Annotated in this window: 20 protein-coding genes; 6 read left to right on the plus strand and 14 right to left on the minus strand. The window is 56.2% G+C overall.

The window, feature by feature from the left end:
• Positions 1-184: 184 nt before the first annotated feature.
• The 4 genes from K6R05_RS16985 to K6R05_RS17000 all read right to left on the minus strand — a co-directional run bounded on the left by K6R05_RS16985 (position 185) and on the right by K6R05_RS17000 (position 3,530).
• Complete coding sequence (locus K6R05_RS16985; RefSeq protein ID WP_161736374.1) at positions 185-499, minus strand: DUF5862 family protein; 315 nt, start codon at positions 497-499, stop codon at positions 185-187.
• Between the two features lie 92 nt (positions 500-591).
• Positions 592-891, minus strand: a complete 300-nt coding sequence (locus K6R05_RS16990) for a DUF5862 family protein (protein WP_161736373.1) — start codon at positions 889-891, stop codon at positions 592-594.
• Between the two features lie 407 nt (positions 892-1,298).
• Positions 1,299-2,390, minus strand: coding sequence for a YncE family protein (locus K6R05_RS16995; RefSeq protein WP_222924705.1), 1,092 nt, complete (start codon positions 2,388-2,390; stop codon positions 1,299-1,301).
• A gap of 195 nt (positions 2,391-2,585) precedes the next feature.
• Positions 2,586-3,530 carry a LysR family transcriptional regulator gene (locus K6R05_RS17000; protein ID WP_161736371.1) on the minus strand — a complete coding sequence of 315 codons (945 nt, stop codon included), beginning with the start codon at positions 3,528-3,530 and terminating at the stop codon, positions 2,586-2,588.
• Between the two features lie 64 nt (positions 3,531-3,594).
• Here K6R05_RS17000 and K6R05_RS17005 point away from each other — a divergent pair, with 64 nt between their 5' ends.
• Positions 3,595-4,665: a tartrate dehydrogenase gene (locus tag K6R05_RS17005; RefSeq protein WP_222924706.1), complete on the plus strand. Its 1,071-nt coding sequence runs from the start codon at positions 3,595-3,597 to the stop codon at positions 4,663-4,665.
• A gap of 1 nt (position 4,666) precedes the next feature.
• Here the strand turns inward: K6R05_RS17005 and K6R05_RS17010 are convergent, their stop codons facing one another.
• The 4 genes from K6R05_RS17010 to K6R05_RS17025 all read right to left on the minus strand — a co-directional run bounded on the left by K6R05_RS17010 (position 4,667) and on the right by K6R05_RS17025 (position 9,178).
• Positions 4,667-5,998 carry a glycoside hydrolase family 28 protein gene (locus tag K6R05_RS17010; protein WP_222925505.1) on the minus strand — a complete coding sequence of 444 codons (1,332 nt, stop codon included), beginning with the start codon at positions 5,996-5,998 and terminating at the stop codon, positions 4,667-4,669.
• Positions 5,999-6,101: 103 nt separating this feature from the next.
• Positions 6,102-6,917, minus strand: a complete 816-nt coding sequence (locus tag K6R05_RS17015; RefSeq protein WP_010252038.1) for a carbohydrate ABC transporter permease — start codon at positions 6,915-6,917, stop codon at positions 6,102-6,104.
• Positions 6,917-7,789, minus strand: coding sequence for a carbohydrate ABC transporter permease (locus tag K6R05_RS17020; protein WP_161736369.1), 873 nt, complete (start codon positions 7,787-7,789; stop codon positions 6,917-6,919). The genes K6R05_RS17015 and K6R05_RS17020 overlap by 1 nt, the downstream gene beginning before the upstream one ends.
• A gap of 57 nt (positions 7,790-7,846) precedes the next feature.
• The gene (locus K6R05_RS17025; RefSeq protein WP_222924707.1) at positions 7,847-9,178 is read right to left on the minus strand and encodes an extracellular solute-binding protein; all 1,332 of its coding nucleotides are present in this window, start codon (positions 9,176-9,178) and stop codon (positions 7,847-7,849) included.
• Positions 9,179-9,728: 550 nt separating this feature from the next.
• Here K6R05_RS17025 and K6R05_RS17030 point away from each other — a divergent pair.
• Entirely contained in the window at positions 9,729-10,328 is a 600-nt protein-coding gene (locus K6R05_RS17030) for a GNAT family N-acetyltransferase (protein ID WP_161736367.1), read from the plus strand.
• Between the two features lie 12 nt (positions 10,329-10,340).
• Positions 10,341-11,432: an ABC transporter ATP-binding protein gene (locus tag K6R05_RS17035; RefSeq protein ID WP_161736366.1), complete on the plus strand. Its 1,092-nt coding sequence runs from the start codon at positions 10,341-10,343 to the stop codon at positions 11,430-11,432.
• Between the two features lie 366 nt (positions 11,433-11,798).
• Here K6R05_RS17035 and K6R05_RS17040 read toward each other — a convergent pair whose 3' ends face one another.
• Positions 11,799-12,917: an ROK family transcriptional regulator gene (locus K6R05_RS17040; RefSeq protein ID WP_222924708.1), complete on the minus strand. Its 1,119-nt coding sequence runs from the start codon at positions 12,915-12,917 to the stop codon at positions 11,799-11,801.
• A gap of 40 nt (positions 12,918-12,957) precedes the next feature.
• Positions 12,958-13,842, minus strand: coding sequence for a glucosamine kinase nucleotide-binding domain-containing protein (locus tag K6R05_RS17045; RefSeq protein ID WP_222924709.1), 885 nt, complete (start codon positions 13,840-13,842; stop codon positions 12,958-12,960).
• Positions 13,843-14,111: 269 nt separating this feature from the next.
• Here K6R05_RS17045 and K6R05_RS17050 point away from each other — a divergent pair, with 269 nt between their 5' ends.
• On the plus strand, positions 14,112-15,269 hold the full coding sequence (locus tag K6R05_RS17050; RefSeq protein WP_161736363.1) for a Gfo/Idh/MocA family protein: 1,158 nt from the start codon (positions 14,112-14,114) through the stop codon (positions 15,267-15,269).
• A 450-nt stretch (positions 15,270-15,719) separates the two neighbouring features.
• Here the strand turns inward: K6R05_RS17050 and K6R05_RS17055 are convergent, their stop codons facing one another.
• The gene (locus K6R05_RS17055; protein WP_222924710.1) at positions 15,720-16,961 is read right to left on the minus strand and encodes an MFS transporter; all 1,242 of its coding nucleotides are present in this window, start codon (positions 16,959-16,961) and stop codon (positions 15,720-15,722) included.
• Between the two features lie 400 nt (positions 16,962-17,361).
• On the opposite strand from K6R05_RS17055, the gene K6R05_RS17060 reads away from it, so the two are divergent.
• Positions 17,362-17,961 carry a hypothetical protein gene (locus K6R05_RS17060; protein ID WP_033781586.1) on the plus strand — a complete coding sequence of 200 codons (600 nt, stop codon included), beginning with the start codon at positions 17,362-17,364 and terminating at the stop codon, positions 17,959-17,961.
• Between the two features lie 275 nt (positions 17,962-18,236).
• Positions 18,237-20,627, plus strand: coding sequence for a glucose/quinate/shikimate family membrane-bound PQQ-dependent dehydrogenase (locus tag K6R05_RS17065; RefSeq protein WP_161736361.1), 2,391 nt, complete (start codon positions 18,237-18,239; stop codon positions 20,625-20,627).
• A 51-nt stretch (positions 20,628-20,678) separates the two neighbouring features.
• Here K6R05_RS17065 and K6R05_RS17070 read toward each other — a convergent pair whose 3' ends face one another.
• From K6R05_RS17070 to K6R05_RS17080, 3 genes are all read right to left on the minus strand, one after another.
• Positions 20,679-21,884, minus strand: coding sequence for an MFS transporter (locus K6R05_RS17070; protein ID WP_222924711.1), 1,206 nt, complete (start codon positions 21,882-21,884; stop codon positions 20,679-20,681).
• A 110-nt stretch (positions 21,885-21,994) separates the two neighbouring features.
• On the minus strand, positions 21,995-22,891 hold the full coding sequence (locus K6R05_RS17075; protein ID WP_222924712.1) for a LysR family transcriptional regulator: 897 nt from the start codon (positions 22,889-22,891) through the stop codon (positions 21,995-21,997).
• A 168-nt stretch (positions 22,892-23,059) separates the two neighbouring features.
• Complete coding sequence (locus K6R05_RS17080; protein ID WP_013359828.1) at positions 23,060-23,428, minus strand: helix-turn-helix domain-containing protein; 369 nt, start codon at positions 23,426-23,428, stop codon at positions 23,060-23,062.
• Positions 23,429-23,784 lie beyond the last annotated feature (356 nt).

Raw genomic sequence — 23,784 nt, forward strand, 5'->3', positions numbered from 1 at the left:
GTTACTGAGATAACTGCACAAAAAATCCGCAACGTCGAAACGTTACGGATTTGATTAAACTCTCTGAGTATTCGAATATCGTCCCTGATTTTTTTTCAAAAACGTTAGTAAAAATCCATCGCTAACATTATGGATAAATAATAGCGCTATCGTACAACTCAGATCATGTTTTGTTCAGAAAATATTAAACGATAGCTGTGCTGCCGTTGGTGCCGTAATTCTGACGGAAGTCAGCTGCGTAGGCGGCCACAGTGTCCTTACCCCACAGCGCACCCATCACGGCACCTACAACCGGACCGATAATGCCGCCCAGAATAGCACCAACGCCCTGAGCGATAGGACCGAACACGGCGCTACGGCTGGCACTGCCGCCGACTGTTACGCCTGTAGCCAGACCTTCAATGATACCCCAGACCGCACCTTCCGCAGCGTCAGCCAGAGTAGTCACTAATGCACCGCCGCTTACGGTTTCCATTTCGATCAAAGATAATTCACGCATGATAAAGTTCCTTTTATTTAAAAATAACACTGTTAATAAACTTCATTAAAAAAAATATTTTTAATGAAGAGGGTATGACGCAACGCTTGCAGTTAGCTGGCGTATTGCTTTCTGAAGTCAGCCGCATACGCTGCGACTGCGTCTCTGCCAACCATTGCGCCCATAATCGCGCCCGCTATTGGGCCAATAATGCCACCTAATATCGCTCCGACTCCCTGTGCAATAATGCCGAATACTGCATCACGGCTTGCGCTTCCACCGACAGTAACACCGGTTGCTAATCCATCCAGTGCACCCCAGACAATACCTTCAAAAAAAGCGTTAACCTCATCGGCCGTCGCTGGAGCGCCACCGCTTACGACACTAATCTCGTATTCCTTTAGCTTTCTCATTATTTTCACTCCGGCTGTTTAATGTTAATTTATAAGCCCTTTTATTTCAGTAAATGTAAAATTCATTTACTGGAACAATACAGCAGCAGAAGGCTAAAAAAAATAGTAAAAAAATCCATTTTCTGGAAAAATATAAATATAATAAAATCACTTTCCAGATATTATGGAATAATCAAAAAAACCGGAATAACATTGGAATGATAATAATAAAAAATCCAGCCACCTGGTTATATAGTTAATCTTTTGACAACATTAACCCCAGAATGAATATCAAAAACCGTTCCCCAACCCGTGAAATAGGTTTATGCAAAAAGACAAGAAACATTTTTACTAATAATTAAAAGCAAAAATTGAAATTGAAAATCAGATAAAATCATTAAGACGGCCTGCGGCCGCCATTTATTAACTTAATTCAGCTGAATACGTGCTACGCCGTCCCGCTCTTTGCTGCTGTAATGCTGATTAAAGTCAGGCCTGGTGGTGACATAGAGCGTCTGCCCGTCGGGTGAGACCAGCAGGCTGTCAGGGTGACGATCAAATGACCAGCTGTTTTTCACTTCATAGGTCGTGCCATCCAGTTGCAGCACCTTCTTCGACTCGCGCTGGCTGATATAAATCTCATTGCGCTTGCCGTTAAACTTAATCCCCATCGAATCACCCACATCAAGACGCTTAATCACCTTGCCGCTGCGCTCATCAAACACCAGGGTGATTTTCGCCTTGGAATTATCCGTGACAAACAGGCGTCCTGTCGCCGGATCTTCGGCCATGTTCAGGAAAAGATAATTCTGCCCGTCACCGGCTGTCAGACGCTGTTCGATCTTGTGATTACGCGGATTGATTACCAGGATTTCACCGCTGCCGTTCGCCGCGTAAATCCGGTCGCTGACCGGCGAGAAGATAATGCCTGTGACCCACTTGCCGGCATTTTTAATCCGGGTTTTCAGGGTCAGCGTTTTGGCATCGACCACCCAGATCACACCCGGATCGCCTGTGCCGCCGACATAGAGCAGCCCGTCATGCAGAAAGATTTCACGCGTGCCAACCGGTAACCCTTTCTCGTTTTTATCGTCAAACATCAGGCGTTTCAGCACCTTTCCGTTCTCCGGATCAATCTTAGCGATGCCGCCATCCAGTGAGTTGGTGGCGTAGAGTGCGCTGCCGTCCGGCTCGCTAATCAGCCCAAAGTTTTTCAGGTCGAAATGGCCCGTCCCGGTGCTCTGCAGCGTAGTGCCATCAAGACGGTAGATCATGCCGCCACTGATATCGTTCCCTTCCGGCGCACTGGCAACATAGAGCGCATTCCTGGCGGGCAGGTACGCCATCTCATACAACCCTTCACCCAGCTCGCGCTCAATCAGGTTATCGGGGCTGGAGGGCTGCATCACTACGGCGCCACCATCCACTTTTTTCACCGCGGTCTGGCACGCCGCCAGGCTGAAGGTGGTGACCATCACCAGTGCGAGTGCCTTTTTATGCGGGCTGAACAACGCTTTCATGCTTAACTCCCCTATCGACCTGCTCTCCCGGCTGGCCGCAACGCAGAGGACAGGCAGGGAAGAAAAATGAATGAAAATCATACGCATCAGAAAAAAGACTGTAAACGCAGCGTCAGTCTGAAACGACCGAATCAGTTTAATGCGGTATGCTACTTGTCCGCAGATGCTTTTTCAGGCCCGCCCATCCATATAAAATCACTGTTTTTCAACAGATTGCAGATTTTTCTGCAGAAACGCTACAAACGCGGTGATGCGCGCCGGAAGCTGGCGCTGCGCCTGCCAGACCGCAAAAATATCGCCATCAGGGGCCTGCCAGTCGGGTAGCACCTGCAACAGTTCGCCTGTCGCCAGACTGTGCTGCGCGTCCCACCAGGAGCGCAGCAGAATGCCATGCCCATCCATCGCCAGCCGCATCGCCACTTCACCATCGTTGGTAATCAGGCTGCCGCGCACTTTCTGGCTGATGCTCTGTTCGCCGCTGGTCAGCCGCCATAACGTAAAATCGCTGTCGTGCTGACGCAGTAAAATGCAGTTGTGCTGCGCCAGATCGCGCACCGTAGCGGGCAGGCCGTGACGGGCAGCATAGGCGGGTGAGCAGCAGAGGATGCGCGGATTGGTGCGCAGTTTACGCGCTACCAGCCGCGAGTCGGGCGGTTCACCGACGCGGATATCAATGTCCATGTGCGCATCCAGAAAATTAAGCGGCTGGCTGCTGAGCGACAGCGATAGCGAGAGCTGCGGATGCAGTGCGGCAAAGGCAGAGACGCAGGGCGCAATGTGCCGACGACCAAAACCAAATGAGGCATTGATGTTAAGTGTGCCGCGCAACTGAGCCGTTTCACCGCTGACCGCCTCTTCCAGCGCCACCAGCTGATCCAGCAACGGGCGCGCACCTGCCAGATAACGACGGCCTTCCGGCGTCAACTCCAGCCGTCGCGTGGTGCGGCGCAGTAGCTGCACGCCAAGCCGTTGCTCCAGCTGGCTCAGACGCTTGCTGACCGCCGCCAGCGACAGGCCCAGTTCACGCGCCGCCGCGGTCAGACTGTCCAGCGCGGCCAGGCGAACAAAGAAGGCTAAGTCATCGGTGGAGGTGCGGGATTCTCTACTTTGATTCAACAATGGATTGCCTTTCAGGCTCATTATTTCCCCGGAATCGACAGTTATACTGCGTACACAATTCGAACATCAACCGGAAAGGTGCCCTGTGACTGACAAAATTCACCGCATTGCCGTTATCCCTGGCGACGGCATCGGCAAAGAAGTGATGCCGGAAGGCGTCCGCGTAATGAATGCGGCCGCAGAGAAATTTAACATTCCGCTGCGCTGGGAGTGGTTCAATTACGCCAGCGCCGACTACTGGCAGCAGCATGGCAAAATGCTGCCTGACGACTGGTTCCTGCAGCTCAAAGCCTTTGATGCGATTTATTTTGGCGCGGTCGGATGGCCTGATGTCGTGCCCGACCACGTTTCGCTGTGGGGCTCGCTGCTGCAGTTCCGGCGGGAGTTTGATCAGTATGTCAATCTGCGCCCGGTGCGGCTGATGCCTGGCGTCAAAGCGCCTCTGGCGAATCGTCAGCCCGGCGATATCGACTTCTATGTGGTACGCGAAAACACCGAGGGTGAATACTCCAGCGTTGGCGGCACCCTGTTTCCCGGCACTGACCGTGAAGTGGTGATTCAGGAGACGGTGATGACGCGCACCGGCGTCGATCGCATCCTGAAGTTTGCCTATCAGCTGGCGCAGAGTCGGCCGAAGAAACACCTGACCTCCGCCACCAAATCCAACGGCATCGCCATCACCATGCCTTACTGGGATAGCCGCGTCGAAGCGATGTCCGGCCAGTTCCCCGAGGTTCGCGTCGATAAGTATCACATCGATATTCTCACCGCTAACTTCGTGCTGCATCCGGACTGGTTTGATGTGGTGGTCGCCAGCAATCTGTTTGGCGATATCCTCTCCGATCTCGGCCCGGCCTGTACCGGCACCATCGGCATCGCCCCTTCGGCCAATATCAACCCGGAAGGCCTGTTCCCCAGCCTGTTTGAACCGGTTCACGGTTCTGCGCCCGATATCGCCGGTAAAGGCGTCGCCAATCCCATCGGACAGATCTGGTGTGGCGCGATGATGCTGGAGCACCTCGGCTACAAAGCGGCAGGTGATGCGGTGTTAGACGCGACTGAACGCACGCTGGCGGCGGGCGAGCACCTGACGCGCGATCTCGGCGGCAGCGCCAGCACCGAACAGCTCGGTGCAGCCATCGCCGCCGCGCTGTAAATCAATCCGGCAACTGCACCACGCACTCAGGGTGCCAGCCTGACGGTAACGGCTCCGGACGTGTTATCACCAGGCTGTGCAGTTGCAGGTTCTCCACCCCACGCGCGAACAGGCCCGGCAGTCCGCCGGGATAGCGCTCGACACCAAAGGCTTCGCCGGTTTTCGGGTCAAGTTTGTAGGCGTTATCCAGCCCCATGCCGGTCGGAGAGTCCGGGTTACAGGGCGGCCGTACATCATAGTGTCCCTGTGTCATCGGCGACACGCTCTGCCGCATCTGTAGCTGGCTGATGACCACATCGCGTATCCAGCCCGGTTCTGCCGCATGCAGGTTAATCGCCCCTTCCGCCACGCCCGTAACGTTACTGAACTGCACCTGCTCCACGATGCCGGGCATGATGGCAGGATCGCGGCGGCGTACCGAAATATGCAGCGGATCGGCTTTACCCCAGTGACAGGGCGGCGCGTGGTGACAGGCAAAAGTCAGATTACTGAACAGCAGACGCCGCATCGCGCCGCCGTCACGCGACAGAATGCCAATGCCACGATTGGAATCAAAAATGGTGCAGCCGGTCACCGTGACATCTTCCACATCATCCCAGGTTTCAGTGCCGATCTTAAAGGCGCAGCTGTAGCTGCGCAGCAGACAGTTGGTGATCATGATCTGTCGCGCCGGACGCCGTAGCGCGGCCGGTTTATGGGTGGTTTTGATGCAGATGGCATCATCAGCGGCGCTGAGGTAGCTGTTGCTGACAAACACGGCTTCGCAGCTGTCGATGTCGAGCGCATCGGTATTTGGCATAGTCATGGCGTTGTCGATGGTGAGGTGGTCGATATGCACATGGCGACAGCTCACCAGATGCACTGTCCACATCGGTGCCTGCACTATGGTAAAGGCGGTCAGCGTCACCTGTTCGCAATCTTCAAACACAATGATGCGCGGCCGGTCCGCGCGCGGCAGGCGATAGCCCTGCTCATCCCGCTCAGCGGCAAACCAGGCTTCACCCTCGCCATCGATGCGGCCGGTGCCGCTAATGGTGATATTGCGCTGGCCCAGCGCATAGAGCAGCACGTTGTGGGACTTTTCCGCGCAGCTCAGCGCCTGTACCGCCTGGTAGTCAGCCAGCCGCGGACTGGCGATCAGCACCGCACCCGCTTCAAGGTGCAGCTCAAAATCAGAGGGCAGGTTCAGGCAGCCGCTGCGATAACGTCCGGCTGGCAGCGTCAGACGGCCACCGCCTGCCGCCGCAATCTGATCCATCGCGCGTTGCAACATGGCCGTGTCCGGGGTTTCGCCATCGGCGACAGGGTGAAAATCAGCAAGGGAAAGGTGCATCATGCGTCTCCCGCAGGGTTGAGGAGGAGGAATTGCAGCACGATACGGCGCGGCAAACCTTTGTCTGGCCGCCAGTGCGCCGTTTCGTGCGGAACTTCACAAATTACTTCACGGCCCCTTCGGTGACGCCGCTGATGAACTTGCGCTGGAAAATCAGGAACACCACGATCAGCGGCATAATCACAATCATCGCGCCCGCCATCAGCACCGGAATGTCGATGGTGTTTTTGTTCTGGAAAAACATCATGCCAATCGGCAGCGTGCGCAGCTCATCCTTGTTGACCAGAATCAGCGGGATCAGGAACTCATTCCAGGTCCAGATAAACAGCAGCAGCCCCAGCGTTGACAGGGTCGGCCAGATAGCGGGCACCAGAATGCCCCACAGAATTTTGACCCGCGATGCCCCATCCATCACCGCCGCTTCCACCAGTTCTTTCGGCACCTGCTGAAAAGCACTGGCGATCATCAGCGTGGTAAAGGGCAGCGACAGGGCAATTTGCGGCAGGATCAGCGCCAGATAGGTGTTGGTCAGCCCCATCCAGCGCAGCTCGTGATAGAGCGGAATGATAAAGGCTTCACTCGGCAATACCATCCCCAGCGCCAGCATCGCTCCGATGACTTTTTTACCGGGGATTTTCAGCCAGGCGAAACCGAACCCGGCCAGAATGCCGAGCAGCACGCTGAACAGCACTACCGGAATGACCACCAGTACTGAGTTGAGGAAGTAGACGTTAAAGTGACCCTGCTGCCAGGCGGTCAGGTAGTTTTTGAAATTCAGCGAGGCGGGCAGCGTGAAAACACCCTGAAACAGCTCCATCTGGGTTTTAAACGAGGTCATCAGCGCCATCAGAAAAGGCAGAATCGTCATCAGCGCCACGATCCAGATCAGCGCGCGTGAAATCACCGGCGTGCTTCGCATCAGTAACGCTCCTTTAAGGCCAGGTGGATCAGATAGTTAATCCCTAAAACAATGATCATGCTGAACACCGCGACCGACGAGGCGTAGCCAAAGTAGTGCAGGTCAAAGCCCTGCTTATACATAAAGATGTTGGTCACCATGGTGGAGGTGCCCGGCCCGCCCTGGGTCATCACATAGACCAGGTCAAAGGCTTTCAGGCTGGCGATCACCGTCAGCAGCAGGGCAATCCGCAGTTCGGGCCGCAGGCCAGGCAGCGTGATGCGCATAAACTTCTGGCGACGTGACGAGCCATCCAGATCGGCGGCTTCCAGCAGTGATGGGTCCATACGCTGCAGGCCCGCCATAAACAGCACCAGACAGAAGCCAAAAAAGTACCAGGTGGCGACCAGCCCCACGGCGGGCAGCGCCCAGGTAAAATCACCCAGCCAGGAGAGCGCCAGCTGTGGCAGCCCAATCGCGCGTAATATCTGGTCGATCGGCCCGAAGGCCGGATTATAAAGCCAGCGCCACACCACGCCCAATACCGCCATCGGCATAATGTAGGGCAGGAAAAAGAGAATGCGCAGCACGCTGCGTTCGTTGTTGTTGCGCGTGTCATAGAGAAAGCTGCAAAGCAGCAGGCCGACGCCAATCGGCAACAGGGTATAGAACAGCATCAGGATGGCGTTGTTGCCCAGCGCAATCCAGAAGACCGGATCGCTGAACATCCGCAGGTAGTTACTGATGCCACTAAACACCGGCAGCGAGGTGCCGTCCCATTCAGTAAAACTGATACCCAGTGAGGCCAGCAGCGGGAACAGCAGAAACACCGCATAGACCAGCACCGCAGGCAGAACATAGAGAAAATTACGCCAGCCGCTTAAATTCAACATAACCCTACTCGTGGTTCAGAACGATGCTCAGGCCCGGCTGTGCGCCGGGCCTCCGGCTTAATGCTTCAGGGTTTTCAGGTAACGCTGATAGTTATTATCAAAATTGGCCACCATCTGATCGGCAGTCTGACGACCCGCCAGCAGCAGCTGGACGTTCTGATTCAGCTCGGCATTCATGGTCGGCGTGGCCCAGTCCACATAGTGGCCTAAACCGTCATAGTCGTTGAGCGTCAGCCAGACCTGATACGCCTCCGCCAGCAGCGGATTGTCCGCCGGCATTTTGGCCGCCTTGTTAGTACTGGCCGGCAGGAAGCCCACTTTCAGCCAGCGGTTCGCCATAGCATCCGAGACCATATAGTTGATGAACTTCGCCGCGCCCTCCTGCTGATCTTTGCCTTTGGCGGTGCTGGTAATCGAGAACGCCAGATCGGTCCCGCCCACCATCAGCGGCTGTTTCACGCCTTCACCGGCAGGCATTGCGGCAAAGTGAATATCCTTGTTGTCTTTAAACTGGCCGAGATACCAGGTGCCACTGACGAGGAACGCGGCCTGGCCGTTCTGGAACAGCGTCGCCGCATCGTCGTGACCAATGCCCTGGAAGCCAGGGAAGAAGTACCCTTTGTCGGTCCAGCTCTTCATCATGGTGGCGGCATTGACCAGCTTGCTGTCTTTGAAGGTACCGCCCACATCGTAAATCAGATTATCCAGCGTCTTGCGGTCGTGGCTCTCAATCTGCGCCTGCCACAGGGTGCTGAGCAGCTGCTGGCCCATGTTGCCATCGAGCAGGCCCAGCATCATCGGTGCGGTGCCCTGCTGTTTCAGCTTCGCCATGGCACTTTCCAGCTCGGCCAGCGTTTTCGGTACCGCAATGCCCGCTTTATCCAGCAGCGCTTTGTTGTAATAGAGACCGACCATTTCGCCCAGACTGGCGACGCCGTAAAGCTTGCCGCTGCCGAACTCGCCACTGTCTGACCAGCGATTACGTTTCAGAATCGAGTCCGGGAAGCGCGTGGTCCAGCCGTAGCTGGCGGCATAGCCGTCGAGTGGCAGCAGCAGCTTATCTTTAACCAGCGACCCCATATCACCGCCGCCCTGATTGACCTGGGCGATCTGTGGGCCATCACCGGCAGTCAGTGCCAGCTTCAGCGGAATGCGGGTATCTTCAAAAGAGTGAACTGAGCGGTTAATCACGATGCCGGGATTCTGCTGGGAGAACTCTTTAATCCCTTCATCCACCGCGGCAGTCTGCTCCGGGTAGTTGTAGATATCCCACTCATTCAGAGTAACAGCGGCGTGAGCGGCATGAGAAACGCTGCCCGCCAGCAGGCCTGCTGCCAGCAGCCGACCCACATTGCGAATTCGGAACGAACGAACGGAGGAAACAGACATTATGCTCACCTTCTTCAGACCAGGATCGGCATCCTTTCATCTCACCGCCTGACATCCTGCAGGCTGCAGCCGCACACAAACGCACTCACCCATACTTACTTTAATAGAAAAATAAAGTCAAACAGCCTGCAGTGGGAATTGCAACGCTGTGAGCACGCGCAAATAAACAGCGACATGGCGTGAAATTCAGCACACCGCGCTGGCTTTCAGACGATTAACCCTGGCGGCACGTCGCCAGTCACGTTTTCAATAGCAGGAGATACCAGTACAATAATCGCAAAATAACGTCCTGATAAAACATATGAAAATCCTATCACGCTCACACTTTTCCCTTCCGGACGGCCTTAAAACGCTGGCCAGCCGCGGCGCTCCTGACGTGTTGGCGATCACAGTTGTGCATCCTGACGCCGCTAAACATTGCCGAACCGCCTGCGTTAGTGCGATAAGGTAATTATTCTATCTTGAAAACTAAGTCCACTTTCATTAACGTAACTTTCATCTGCGGATCTGTTCAATCCCTGACCGGTTCCCTCACTCACGAGAATTCACCATGGCGAATCAAAGTGTCATTCGTCCGGCCACGCCGGCGGACTACCCGGCGCTCTACCGCATCTGCCTGGAAACAGCCGATGCAGGCAGCGATGCCCGCGCGCTCTACTCCGATCCCGACTATCCCGGCCAGCGTTTTGCCGTGCCCTATGCGCGCTTCGCGCCTGACTTTGCTTTTGTGCTGGAGCGGGACGGTGAGGTGCAGGGTTATGTCGTCGCCGCGCCCGATACCCGCGCGTTTGAAGCACAGCTTCAGGCCGAATGGTGGCCGCAGCTGCAGGATAAGTATCGTGATCGCAGCGCCAGCGCCCCGCTCGACAGCAAAGTGCTCGACGCAATACGTCATCCCGACCAGGCTGCTGACACGCTGGTGACGCAGTGGCCCGCGCATCTGCATATCAACCTCCTGCCGGCGGCGCAGAAAGGCGGCTGGGGTCGCCGGATGATTGAGCATGAGCTGGCGGCGTTGCGGGCGGCGGGCGTCAGCGGTGTCCATCTTGGCGTCAGCCTGCAGAACGAGCAGGTCTGTGCCTTCTATGCGCGCATGGGGTTTACCCCTATCCTGCGCAGCAATGCCATCTACATGGGCCAGTTACTCTGAGTGAGGTAGCCGATGACCAGCCTGCGCTTGCAGAATGTGAAGAAGTCGTATGAACACGTTAATGTCATTCATGGCATCGACCTGACGATTAACAGCGGTGAATTTGTGGTGTTTGTCGGGCCATCCGGCTGCGGCAAATCGACGCTGCTGCGGATGATCGCCGGGCTGGAGGAGATCAGCAGCGGACAGTTGCTGATTGAGGAGCAGGACATGACGCAGCAGCCCGCCACCGAGCGTGGCATCGCGATGGTGTTCCAGTCTTATGCGCTCTACCCCAACATGACGGTGCGCGGCAATCTGGCCTATCCGCTGGAGGTGATGAAAAAGTCCAGAGCGGAGATCAACGAGGCGATCACTCAGACGGCAGCCCGTCTGCATCTCACCGAACTGCTTGATCGCCTGCCGCGTGCGCTCTCTGGCGGACAACGGCAGCGTGTGGCGATAGGCCGGGCGATTATTCGTCATCCGCGTATCTTCCTGTTCGATGAACCGCTCTCTAACCTTGATGCTGAACTGCGCCTGCAGATGCGCATTGAGATCGCCCGGCTGCACGCCTCGCTCGGTAACACGATGATTTATGTGACCCACGATCAACTGGAGGCGATGACGCTGGCTGACCGCATTGTGGTGCTGCGTCAGGGCCGCATTGAGCAGGTCGGCGCACCGCTGACGCTCTATCACGATCCGGATAATCTGTTTGTCGCTGGCTTTATCGGCTCACCGAAAATGAACTTCCTGCGGGCGGAAATCAGCGCCACCGGCGAGGGTGAAGTGCAACTGCGGGTGCCGGAACTGAAAATTGAGGGCCTGGTGCTGAAAATCGCCGCAGACTGTCGTGAGGGCCAGACCGTGACGCTGGGCATTCGTCCTGAGCATTTCCAGCCCGCCGCGCAGACGCCGGACGCACTGCGCTTCCACGGCGAGCTGGCCTATGGCGAGATGCTGGGCCACACCAACTATCTCTACCTGGATATCGGGCGCGAGCAGATGCTGGTGGTGGAAGAGCGCGAAGCAACCACGCGCGATATGGGCACACAGGTAGAACTGGGCTTTTCTGCCGCGCATTGCCTGCTGTTTGATGAGCAGGGATTGCGCCTGCGCTAAGGCAAACGCGGAAATAAAAACGGGCGCCGAAGCGCCCGTGAGATTGTTGACAAAGTCCAGCTCGATAGCGGTAAGACCGAGCCTGCGAAGGGAACACGGTCAGATCGGAAAGACGCAAAAACCGCCATCCATGGCATGCCCGGCCCGCGCGATTACGCACCTCATCCCTGAGGTGCGCCCGTAACCGGGCCAACGCGTTGCGTTGTTCAAAAACGCCTGGCGTTTTTGTCCCTGCCGCGGGACGCTTTCCTCCTCTGACCGTGCTCCCTGCGCATTGCGCTTATTCATGGCTGCCAGACTCACCCTGACTTGGGTTTGTCAGCAGTCTGGCGGGCGCTTAGCGCCCGTTTTTATTCCAGGGATAACTCAGGTGACCGGCTCTTCATCGGCCTGCGCCGCCAGCAGATCCAGCAGCCGGTTGACGGCAAAACCCGCCGCGCCCAGCGCCCACATCCGGTTCGATTCCGTCAGGAACTGCAACGGCGTCATGTGCGGCGTCAGTTTGAGCCGGTATGCATGGAAGCTCTGAGTGATGTGATCGAGCAGAATGCGTGATGCCATGTGCGGCTCCATCGCCAGATAAACCACGTCCGGATCGTAGGCCACTGACAGGTTCGCCAGCGAAATCCCCAGCTCGCGCCCTGCCTCTTCCAGCACCGCCAGCACCTCGGGCGTTGGTCGCTGATCCAGCGCCTGCAACGTAAGGCCCTCCATCGGTTCCTGCTCCGCCAGCCGCTGCAGAATGGCGCGCGATGAGGCGACATCTTCCAGCAGGCGCAGCGAGCCATCACCCACCAGCCCGTTGCCGATCTCGCCTGCCTTGCCATGACGACCGCGATAGAGCTGACGATTCAGGATGATGCCTGCACCGATCCCTTTACCGTAGGTGGCGATTACCGCTGACTGGGCATTACCGAGCTGCCCAAACACCAGCGCCGCCATCGCCATCGCGTTGGCGTCGTTCTCGATAAAGACCGGCAGCGAGAAACGCTCTTCCAGCAGACGTGCAATCGGGACATTATCCCAGTCGAGCACTTTGGAGCGGATGCAGTAGCCGTTTTCAGCATCAACCAGGCCCGACAGCGCCAGGCCAATCGCCCCGACCCGCTTCTCCTCGACACCTCGCAGGAACTTCGCCAGCGCATCGCCGAGCTGGCGCGGTGTCAGCGTGCCTTTCGGCATCTGCTGCTCGCCCAGCAGATTGCCGCTGAGATCGGTCATGACGATCAGGTTGCGTTCTGCATTGAGCTGAATGCCAATCACGCTGGCGCGATCGGGATTGAGTCCCAGCAGCGTTTTTGGCCGTCCCATCGACACGCGACGCAGCCCCAGCTCCTGCACAATCTCCTGTGCCAGCAGCCGATTAGTCGCCTGCGACACGGTCGACATGCTCAGTCCGCTACGGACTTTCAGGTCTGACTGGCTGATCGGCGCATTTTCAACAATCAACCGCAGAATGCGCGCGGTTACGTTGGGAGCGGTCATAAATTCCTCGGGTTATCTGGCAGAAGAGGTTCAGCCAGTTTCAGATCGGGTATCGGACAGGCGTCAGCTGCTGCGCCAGTATCAGCGCCCCGCTCAGGGCATCGCCCTGCGGCGTGACCAGCCGGGCCTGAATATCGTCATCCAGCCAGCGCTGTATTGGCGTCGCCACGCCCCCCATCAGCGCCACCCGTCCGCTGCTCAACGCAATCAGACGGCAGACCATCAGACCGATATCTGCTGCGGTCTGATGCAGCAGATCCTGAGCGTGACCATCGCCCGCGTCGGCGGCCGCAAAAACCTGTGGCACCACGCGTGCCCAGTCAGCAGGCGTCGCTGAGCGCGTCCAGAGCAGCATCGTTTCCGGGCTGTCACTGAATTGCGCCATCAACTGCCGGGTAAAGGCAGTCGGCATAATAATTGACTCATGGGCCAGCAGCGCCAGACGCAGCGCACGACGGCCCAGTTCTGCGCCCGAGCCCTGGTCAGACAGGGCAAAGCCCCAGCCGCCAAGCAGCGTAAAGCGTTCGCCATCCCAGGCCGCGCCCTGACTACCTGTGCCGATGATAAAGACAGCGCCAGGAGCGCCACCATGCGCACCCGCACAGGCGATCTCCACATCGCTGACCACCTGTAACGCCGCGCAGGCGGGCTGCCAGCTGGCGAGCCGCGCCTGCACCGAGGCGACATTCGCACCCGCTAATCCGGCCACCAGCGCGGTCTGCGTTAGCGCCTCCGGGGCTAATCCCGCCTGTGACAATACCCGGTCAATCAGTTGTCCGACACAGGTCAGCGCCGCGTCATAGTCTGACCAGACGTTGGCTGGCCCGCCAGTGGCTTCCGCCAGCACGTGGCCCTGCAGGTCGGTTAACCGCGCGCGACACTGTGTACCGCCGCCATCAATGCCAAGAAGATAGTGTGGTTGCACGCGCTTCCTTCCCGATTTTGGGTTATAGCCATAATGAGCGAACGATAGGATAAAAAAACTTAAATCGCAATAACAAATAAATATGGTAAAAATATATCGACACTTTTTGTTTAATTTACATGATGATAACAAAAAAACCCTCGCAAAACGCGCAGTGCGTTATTGACATTAGTTTTTCTGTCGTAATAAGTTGGTGGTCAGATTATCAACAGGCGCGCCCGATCACAGGCGGGCTATGCATCATGCGATTTCAGGAGCAGGGGTTTAACATGAAAGTAGGCATTATCGGTCTCGGCTTTCGACTGTCCCACGTGATCAAAGAGTTCAGCAAAGCCGACGACGCCTTCTCGGTAGTGGGTTATTACGATCCGGCACCCGCCGGACTGCCTAATCTGCACAGCTTTGGTATCGCGCCCGGCCAGGCCTTTGCGTCCATCGACGCGCTGCTGGAGCACGGCGGAATGGATGTGGTGCTGGTGGGCTCTCCCAACTTTCTGCATCTGGAGCATGTGGGTCAGGCGCTGGCAGCGGGTTACACGGTGTTTACCGAAAAGCCGGTGGTGATCAATGAAGAGCAGACCATGGAGATGGCGAAGCTGGTGCGTCAGTATGGCGAAGCGCGCATTCTGGTCGGCCTGGTGCTGCGCTACTCCCCGCTCTATCACGATCTGCTGGCGGCACGCGATGCGGGCCAGTTGGGTGAGATCACCTCGATTGAGGCGACAGAACATATCAAGCCTTATCACGGCGCATTCTTTCAGCGCGACTGGCGGCGTCTGGAGAAGTATGCCGGTCCGTACATTCTGGAGAAGTGCTGCCACGATATCGACCTCTATCAGGGCCTGTTGCAGGAGCGTCCGATCCGCGTCGCCAGCTTTGGTGGCCGGAAATCCTTTACCCCGGCGCATGCACCACAGGGAGCGATCACCGCTGAGTCAGAGCTTTATCACGTGAAGCCTAGTGGCTGGTCGAGCACCGATGCGGTCTTCGACAGCGACGCCGATATTGTTGACTACCAGACCGCCCTGATTGAGTACGAAGGCGGCGCGACGCTGGCTTTCCATGCCAACCTGAACGTTCCGGATGAGTTCCGCCGTTTCTGTGTGATGGGCACGGACGGCATGGCAGAAGGCGACTTTGTACGAAACTACTTCCGCGTACATAACGCGCGCAGCGGTGAAAAAGAGGTCGATACCGCCTACAGCGGCAATGCGTATGACGGTCACTACGGCGCAGATGCGCTGATGGCAGAAGAGATTGTTAAACATATTAAACAGGGAACACCGCTGAAAGTTTCAGTGGTGGACGCGCTGGAAGCGGGCCTCACCGCCATAAAAATCGATGAGGCGCGCAAAACCCGCAGCGTTGTGGACATGCGTGAAAGCTGGCTAACATTTGACGCCAACCTGGGAAAAACCGGGACCTGATGGGCCCATCCTGCGGGTCAGACACCCCCTCTGACTCCGGGTTTTGAATGGCAGTATGACTGGTAACTTCCTGTACTGGCCTTCGGGCCAGTGACATTATTGATGGTGAGCGCCACCGTAATAACTCTGCCCAACGCTCAGCCAACGTCTTTTCCCTTCTCTCCAGCCTGAGGCTACTTGCATTCTTAAAGCGATGGGGACATACGCCTGCGCGCAATTCAACAACCGCACAATTCCCTCCAGTGACCCAATCATCTTCACCTACCTGCTCCACAGCCTGAGGCGACGATCAGACTCAAAGCGATGGGAGCATACGCCTGTAGCAGAGCATAGCGGGCCAGGGATGGCGTCTTTTGCGTCTTTGCGAAAGGCGTATGTTCCCTGAGCGTGCACCGCAGTCCATAACCGCACAAATCCCCTCAGCCAATCCAACCAGCCCCGACGCCAGTCCTAAACTGGATCCACCTCATTCTCCAGCTTCTGACGCCGCCGCAGATGCGGAAACAACGTCATCCACAACGCCACCACAATCAGCGTACCGATGCCGCCAATCGCTGCCGCGGGTGCCGCTCCCATCCAGGCTGCCAGCAACCCAGACTCAAACTCGCCCAGCTGATTCGACGTATTGATAAAAATCGCGTTAACCGCATTCACCCGTCCCCGCATAGCATCCGGCGTATCCAGTTGCACCAGCGCACCCCGGATCACCATACTCACCATATCAAAGCCCCCCAGCGCACAGAGGGCAATCAGCGACAGCCACAGCTGCGTGGACAGCGCGAACACCAATGTGGCAACGCCAAATCCCGCCACCGAGCCAAACATAATCATCCCGACATGCTTGTCCAGCTTGTGACGGCTCAGCCAGATGCCGACCAGCAAGGCGCCCACCGACGGCGCACCGCGCAACATTCCCAATCCCCACGGCCCGGTATGCAGAATATCTTTGGCAAAAATCGGCAACAGTGCCGTCGCGCCACCCAGCAGCACCGCAAACAGATCGAGCGAAATCACCCCAAGCACATCCTTGCGCTCACGGATAAAGTGAATCCCGGCAAACAGATTCTTCATATTCATTGGCAGACGAGCCTGCACCGGACGCTCATAGCGCAGCAGACTCACCAGCGTCAGCGAAATCAGATAAAACAGTCCGGAAACGCCATATACGACATGCGGCCCGGCAACATAAAGCAGCCCGCCCATCGTCGGCCCGACAATCACCGCCGCCTGGCCCCCTACCGAGTTCATCGCCATGGCGCGCGCCAGAATCGAAGGCGGCACCAGCGACGGCAGCATTGAGGACATTGCAGGCCACTCCAGCGCCTTCGCCACCGCAATCATAAACACCAGTCCCCACAGCGCGGTCTTGTCAGCGGTATGGAATAAGGTAAGCACCACTAATGCCACCAGCGCAGCAAATTCCACCAGCTGCCCCAGCAGCACAATGCGCCGCCGGTCATATTGATCCGCAAGATGACCTGCAGGTAGCGCCAGCAATACCGACGGCAGAAACTGCATCAGGCCAATCATCCCCAACGCCATTGCGCTGTTGGTCAGCGCATAGATCTGCCAGCTGATTGCCACCGAGAACATCTGAAAACCAAATGATGAGCAGGTGCGCGCCAGCCAGAACGCGACAAATGTCCGATGTCGCCACAGCGACTCTTCTGCTGTTGATGCCATAAATCCCATGTCTTATCCCAAATCAGGTGAGGAAGCCCGCATCGTTGCGCGGTGTTATTGGTGTGGTTATTGATGATGTTAAATTAACAGACCGGATGAGACCTGAATGGCTGCGGCTCCAGCCCTGGCTCTCTGCACAACAAAACGCATACTGTCCGGCACAGGCGCATCCGACCTCTCCTGACTATTACCAGCCTATTGGTCCCGACTATTGAATATATTCCAGCACATCATCAGACGCCAAAGGAATTATGTTCTCTTTGCTAATGGGTTTATTTACTTTCGCAGGCAACAAAAGGATGATTTGGATTAAGCAGATGATCTATATTTATTCACGCGTTTAAAAAAATGCGACTTTTTATATGATCAATTATCAACAAATCCTTTTTTATTGCATTTCATAGAGATAATGAAAAACAGTTTATATAACCCCTATGTTACTGAACCTATCCATCACGTTAAGCGTAATGTCTCTGGCATTTGCTATAGCGTGCCTTATCTTCAGCAAAATCAGGAAAGCAGAAATACACTTAATACAAACAACATTATTTCATTACACAATCAAATTGCCACTGAAGCAGCATTAATGATTATTCCCATCGATGATATGCGATTACGGGGAATGATTGCGGTACCGGACGCTTATTCACATTTACAGAATGGGCGAATCCGGATTGGAATTAATTATTCCAGTTTAGCGGCACATTATGCGCCACTACTTGAATTAACTAAGAAATTTGATTTCTGGCTTTATGATTTTGCGCCGCCGGGAGCAGACTGGCGACTGCTGGAATCTTTCCCTTTTTCAGGGATTGTTTTAAACGAAGCGTTCTTTAATGACAATTATGAAAAATTTACCTTTCCCTTTTTTATGGCGACATTTCGTGAAAAAGGGGCAGAGGTCATCGTACGAAGTCATACGCCGACTTTAACGGCTGAGCAGTTTGCTGAGATAAATATCAGCGGCTGGCAACAGCAACGCTCGGATGGCGATCTTATTAGCTGCTGATTCACAAATCCTGCCTTCCGGCGTTAAGGGCACACGGCGGTGCGCTTAACGTCCTTTAATCCCCCATAAAATGTCGTATTATTCCGGTTGTTAAGCGATTTAAGCTAAAAAAATCAAATCTTGATCTGATTTTGCTATAACATTTAACACAAAGGGACCGTCTGTCTTAACGGAAGAGATACTTCAGAACACCCTAATCATTTGTACTTGATAACTGGAAACAGCCTATCTGGTTGTTTTCGTGTGTTTTATGGCAACGAAACGAGGTCGATATTATGGGGAAAAACTCCTCATCTTTTGGCGTAATTCGTTTCCTGACAGTGCTGTTCGCAGTACTGACGGGCGCGTTTATGCTGATTGGCGGTGGCTGGTTAGCCGCCATTGGTGGTTCCTGGTATTACGTTTTCGGCGGTGTGGTGATGCTTATCACCGCCTATCTGCTTTCCCGTCGCAAAAGCACCGCGCTGGTTCTCTATGCGCTACTGCTGATCGGCACCCTGATCTGGGGTGTATGGGAAGTGGGTACAGACTTCTGGGCACTGGCACCGCGCACCGATGTGCTGGTGATTTTTGGTGTCTGGCTGATCCTGCCGTTTGTTTATCGCAGCTTCAACGCGGGCAGTAAAGCCGCGCTGGGGACCATGGCTGTAGCGCTGGTTGCCAGTGCTATCGTGCTGACCTATGCGGTGTTTAACGATCCGCAGGTGATAAACGGTTCAGTGCCAGAAACCGCTGACAACGCCCCGCAGGCTGCGCCGCTGAGTAACATTCCTGATGCTGACTGGCCCGCTTATGCGCGCGATCAGCAGGGAACCCGTTTCTCGCCGCTGAAGCAGATTAACCACCAGAACGTGAAAGAGTTGCAGGTTGCCTGGCAGTTCCAGACGGGCGACATGAAAGGGCCTGACGACCCAGGTGAAATCACCGATGAAGTCACCCCGATTAAAATCCGCGACACGCTTTACCTCTGTTCGCCACACCAGATTCTGTTTGCGCTGGATGCGGCCACCGGTAAGCAGAAGTGGAAATTTGATCCGGGCATGAAGGTGAATCCAACCTTCCAGCACGTGACCTGTCGCGGTGTTTCTTACCACGAAGTGCCGGCAGCAGCCGATGCAGCGAATACGCAGCCTGCTCTCTGCTCTCGTCGTATCTATCTGCCTGTCAACGATGGTCGTCTGTTTGCGCTGGACGCAGAGACCGGCGAACGTTGCCCGACATTTGGCGTCAATGGCGAGCTGGATCTGCAACACAAACAGCCTGTTACGACTGCGGGTATGTATGAGCCGACCTCGCCGCCAATCATTACCAATACCACCATCGTAATGGCCGGTGCAGTAACCGATAACTTCTCAACCCGCGAGCCGTCAGGCGTGATCCGTGGTTTTGATGTGAATACCGGCAAACTGCTGTGGGTATTTGATCCAGGCGCGAAAGACCCAAATGCCATTCCGGCTGATGAACACACCTTCACCATGAACTCACCGAATTCATGGGCACCGGCAGTTTACGATCCGAAACTGGATACCGTTTATCTGCCAATGGGCGTGACCACACCGGATATCTGGGGCGGTAACCGCACTCCAGAGCAGGAACGCTATGCGAGCAGCGTGCTGGCTCTGAATGCCACCACCGGTAAGCTGGTCTGGTCTTATCAGACTGTGCATCACGACCTGTGGGATATGGATCTGCCGTCGCAGCCGACCCTGGCTGACATCACCGATAAAGATGGCAACACCGTACCGGTGGTTTACGCGCCAGCGAAAACCGGCAACATCTTTGTCCTGGATCGCCGTACCGGCAAGCCAGTGGTCCCTGCGCCAGAAACGCCAGTGCCACAGGGTGCTGCAAAAGGCGACCACGTTGCCGCTACTCAGCCCTACTCTGAGCTGACCTTCCGTCCGAAACAGAACCTGACGGACAAGGACATGTGGGGCGCGACGATGTTCGACCAGCTGGTGTGCCGCGTGATCTTCAAGCGCCTGCGCTATGAAGGTCCGTTCACCCCGCCATCAGAGCAGGGCACGCTGGTGTTCCCGGGTAATCTCGGTATGTTCGAATGGGGCGGTATTGCCGTCGATCCACATCGTCAGATTGCGATTGCTAACCCAATGGCGCTGCCGTTTGTCTCGAAGCTGATTCCACGTGGCCCGGGCAATCCGATTGAGCCGCCGAAAGGCGCAGAGGGTGGTTCAGGTACGGAAACCGGTATTCAGCCACAGTATGGCGTGCCATATGGCGTCGAGCTGAATCCGTTCCTGTCACCGTTTGGTCTGCCATGTAAACAGCCTGCCTGGGGTTACATCTCCGCGGTGGATCTGAAGACCAACGACGTAGTGTGGAAACAGCGTATCGGTACCGTTCGCGATAGCGCGCCGGTTCCGCTGCCGTTCAAAATGGGTATGCCGATGCTGGGTGGTCCTGTCACCACCGCTGGTAAGGTGTTCTTCATTGGCGCGACCGCAGATAACTACCTGCGTGCGTTCAGCACCGATACCGGCGAGCTGCTGTGGCAGGCACGTCTGCCAGCAGGCGGCCAGGCGACCCCAATGACCTATGAAGTAGATGGCAAGCAGTACGTTGTCATCGCGGCAGGCGGTCACGGTTCGTTTGGTACTAAGCTGGGCGATTATGTGATTGCTTACGCACTGCCAGACCAGAAATAATTCACGACGCTGTGAATAGCCTAAGGCGGACTCCGGTCCGCCTTTTTTGCGCTATTTTTTCATCTCACGCCAGTTGAGCCACGCGCAAAACAGCATCACTACACAGGTTGCCAGAAACACTGGCCGCATCCCGAACGTCCCACCTATCAGCCCACCGAACAACGGACCGCTGACCTGGCCGATATACTGCGCCGACGTCGAATACCCCAGCATCCGCCCGACCTGTGAACCGGGCACGTTATGACGGATTATCGCCGTAATGCACGGCATCAATCCGCCCAGCGCCATCCCCATCAGAAAACGCAGCAGCACCAGTTGCCAGGCCGCTGTGATAAACGCCTGGGGGATCAGCAACAGCCCACTGACCAGTAATCCGCCGGTCAGAACCCGCCAGTGCCCTACCCGATCGGCCAGACGACCCAGTCGGGGTGCTGCCAGCACCGTGCCCAGCGCCGCCGCAGACATCACCAGGCCGGCGATCATCGTGATTTGATGGTCACCCTGCACGAACTCGCCCACGTAAAGCGTAATAATGGGTTCAATCGACATGCTGGCGAAGATCAGCAACATGCCGGAGAGCCACATCAGCCGCACCAGTGTGTGATTCACCGGTTCTGCTTCAGGATGCGGTTGCTGGCTGGCACGCGACGTCGCAGCAGCACGTGGCTGCTCTTTAAGTAAAAAGGTGGTCGCGAGGAAGGCGAGAAAGATGACCGCACCGGTCAGCCAGAATGTCTGACGAATGCCGATCAGCGGCGGTAAAGCGCCACCCAGCAGCGGTCCCACTACGTTGCCTGCCATAATACCGGATGACAGGATGCCCAGCGCCCAGCCGGTCTGCGCTTTTGGCGTCTGCGCCGCCACCAGAATGGTCGATCCCGATGCGTAGCCACCCAGCAGCCCGGCCAGCAGCCGCAGCGCCACCAGCTGCCACGGCGCGGTTGCCATGCCAATCAGCGACATCGCAATCGCCATTCCCAGGCTGGCCCGGATCAGCATCAGCTTACGACCGTAGCGATCAGCCAGCCTGCCCCACAGCGGCGCAGTCAGCGCGGCGCTGAAAAAGGTCGCGCCATAGGCCAGCCCGGACCAGCGGGCGATGGCCGCGGGCTGCTCAACGCCCAGTTGCTGCACATAGAGCGGCAGAAATGGCAGCAGCAGCGTCATCGCCACGATGGTGGTAAAAGAGCCGACGACGCAGACCGCTAAGTTACGTCGCCAGTGCTGAAACTCTGCCGTTTCGGGTAACTGTTGCATGTAAATATCCGTTGAATGATCAGGGATACAGGCTAACCGGCGTAGCGGATGAACAACAGTCATCGCAGGATAGTTACTTTGTGGCGCTGATTGTTGTCAGCAGGCAACAATCAGTTCGGATTCAGCGCCGTAATCAGGGTATCGCACAGCAGTGTCACCGGTGACGCCGGTTCAGGCGTGTTGTGCAGCAGCAGATAGCTTTGCAGGCGATCCATCTGCCACTCCGGCAGCAGTTGCTGAATGTCGCCACGCGCAATCGCCTCCTGTGCCATGTAGGACGGAAGATAGGCGATACCGCTGCCCGCCAGTGCGGCATTGAGCAGCGCCATGCTGTTATTGGCGCGAAAGCGGCTGCGCACGTCCAGTGCCAGCCGCTGTTTATCGCGGCGGAACGGCAGTGCGGCGGTGTGCGCCGGACCATGAAACAGCAGCAGGTCGTAGCGCGGCAACATCTCAGGATGCGTGATGGCGGGTCGCTGCGCCAGGTAAGCGGGCGCGGCATAAAGTCCCCACTCGATATCGCTCAGTACCCGGAAATTGCCCTGCTGCGGCGATCGGGATCGGATCACAATCGCCAGATCGACCTGATCGTCCAGCCGATCGTGATTGCGATCGGTCAGATCGAGATCGACGTTAATATGCAGATGGCGGCGCAGAAAACGATTGAGAACGGGAACCACGCACTGGCAGCCAAAAGTGACGGGCGCCTGTAGCCTGACATGCCCAGTGGGCTGCTGATGCACCTGCTGCACAAACGCCTCGGCGCGCTGCACTTCAGCCAGCATCCTCACACAGTAAGGATAGTAAGCCTGACCCAGCTCAGTCAGTGCCAGCCGCCGGGTAGTACGCTGCAGCAGCCGGATACCGAGCCGCAGCTCCAGACGGGCAATTTCCCGGCTGACGTGAGATTTGGACAGGCCAAGTGCGCGTGCCGCCTCGCTGAAACTCTGTAATTCCACAACCCGTGCAAATACCAGCATGGCGGTTAAGTTCGCGCCATTTTCCATGTTTCCCGACTCCGGCAGTAAGGGGGGCTGGCAACAAACTAACATGTTCGGGCGGGATCGCTGTGGCTGACCGGCAAAAAAAGCGAGGCGAAGTTCAGGAGAAGAGCGGCGCAGAGCGCGGGCCGACCTTCCCGTCTGTGTGCGATGTCGGGAAGGCCTTATCAGGCATCAGCTGGCCATCGCCAGAGGGAACAGCAACCGATCCGGCTCGACGCGACGCTGACGGCGCAACTGGCCTGGCGTCATCATAAAGTAGTTTTTAAAGGTGCGGGTATAGGCCTGCTGGGTATCGAAGCCGTAATTCATCGCCACCTGTAATATCGCTTCGTTGCTGCTTAGCAGACTGAGTGCAGACTCGGTTAAGCGACGCTGGCGGATATATTCTGCCAGTGAAAAGCCGGTATGCTGACGAAACAGGCGTTGCAGATGCCAGCGCGAATAGCCCGAGCGGCGTGCCACCTCATCCAGATGCAGATCGTGTCCTAAGTTGTTCTCAATCCAGTCCAGCAAACTCCGAATAAACTCGCGCTGATTCATGGTTCCTCCTGTTGATGCTGATGTGCAGTGGAGCCACTCTACCCGCTAAAATTTATCCCTTAATTAGCAGAAAATTAGCGCAGAATTAGCAACGGCGGAAACGGGAGCGGAAAGGCGCGGCCAGCGGGGCTTTGGGGGGAATCAGTCGTGAGATCGTTGAAGAAAAAGAGGTGAGATGTTTTCAAAAAACTGAGTCAGCCAGGAGATTTTTTTATGCGGGATGTGATGTGGTGATGAGTTCCTGGGAGCATCTAAAATTTTACGTTATCAATAAATTTCTGCTCAACACACAAATCCTCTATTTCTGAGCAAATCCTGTTAAAGCATCGCTGTTGAACCATTTATAGTTCCAGGTG

The sequence above is a fragment of the Pantoea alfalfae genome (genome assembly GCF_019880205.1).
GTDB lineage: Bacteria > Pseudomonadota > Gammaproteobacteria > Enterobacterales > Enterobacteriaceae > Pantoea > Pantoea alfalfae.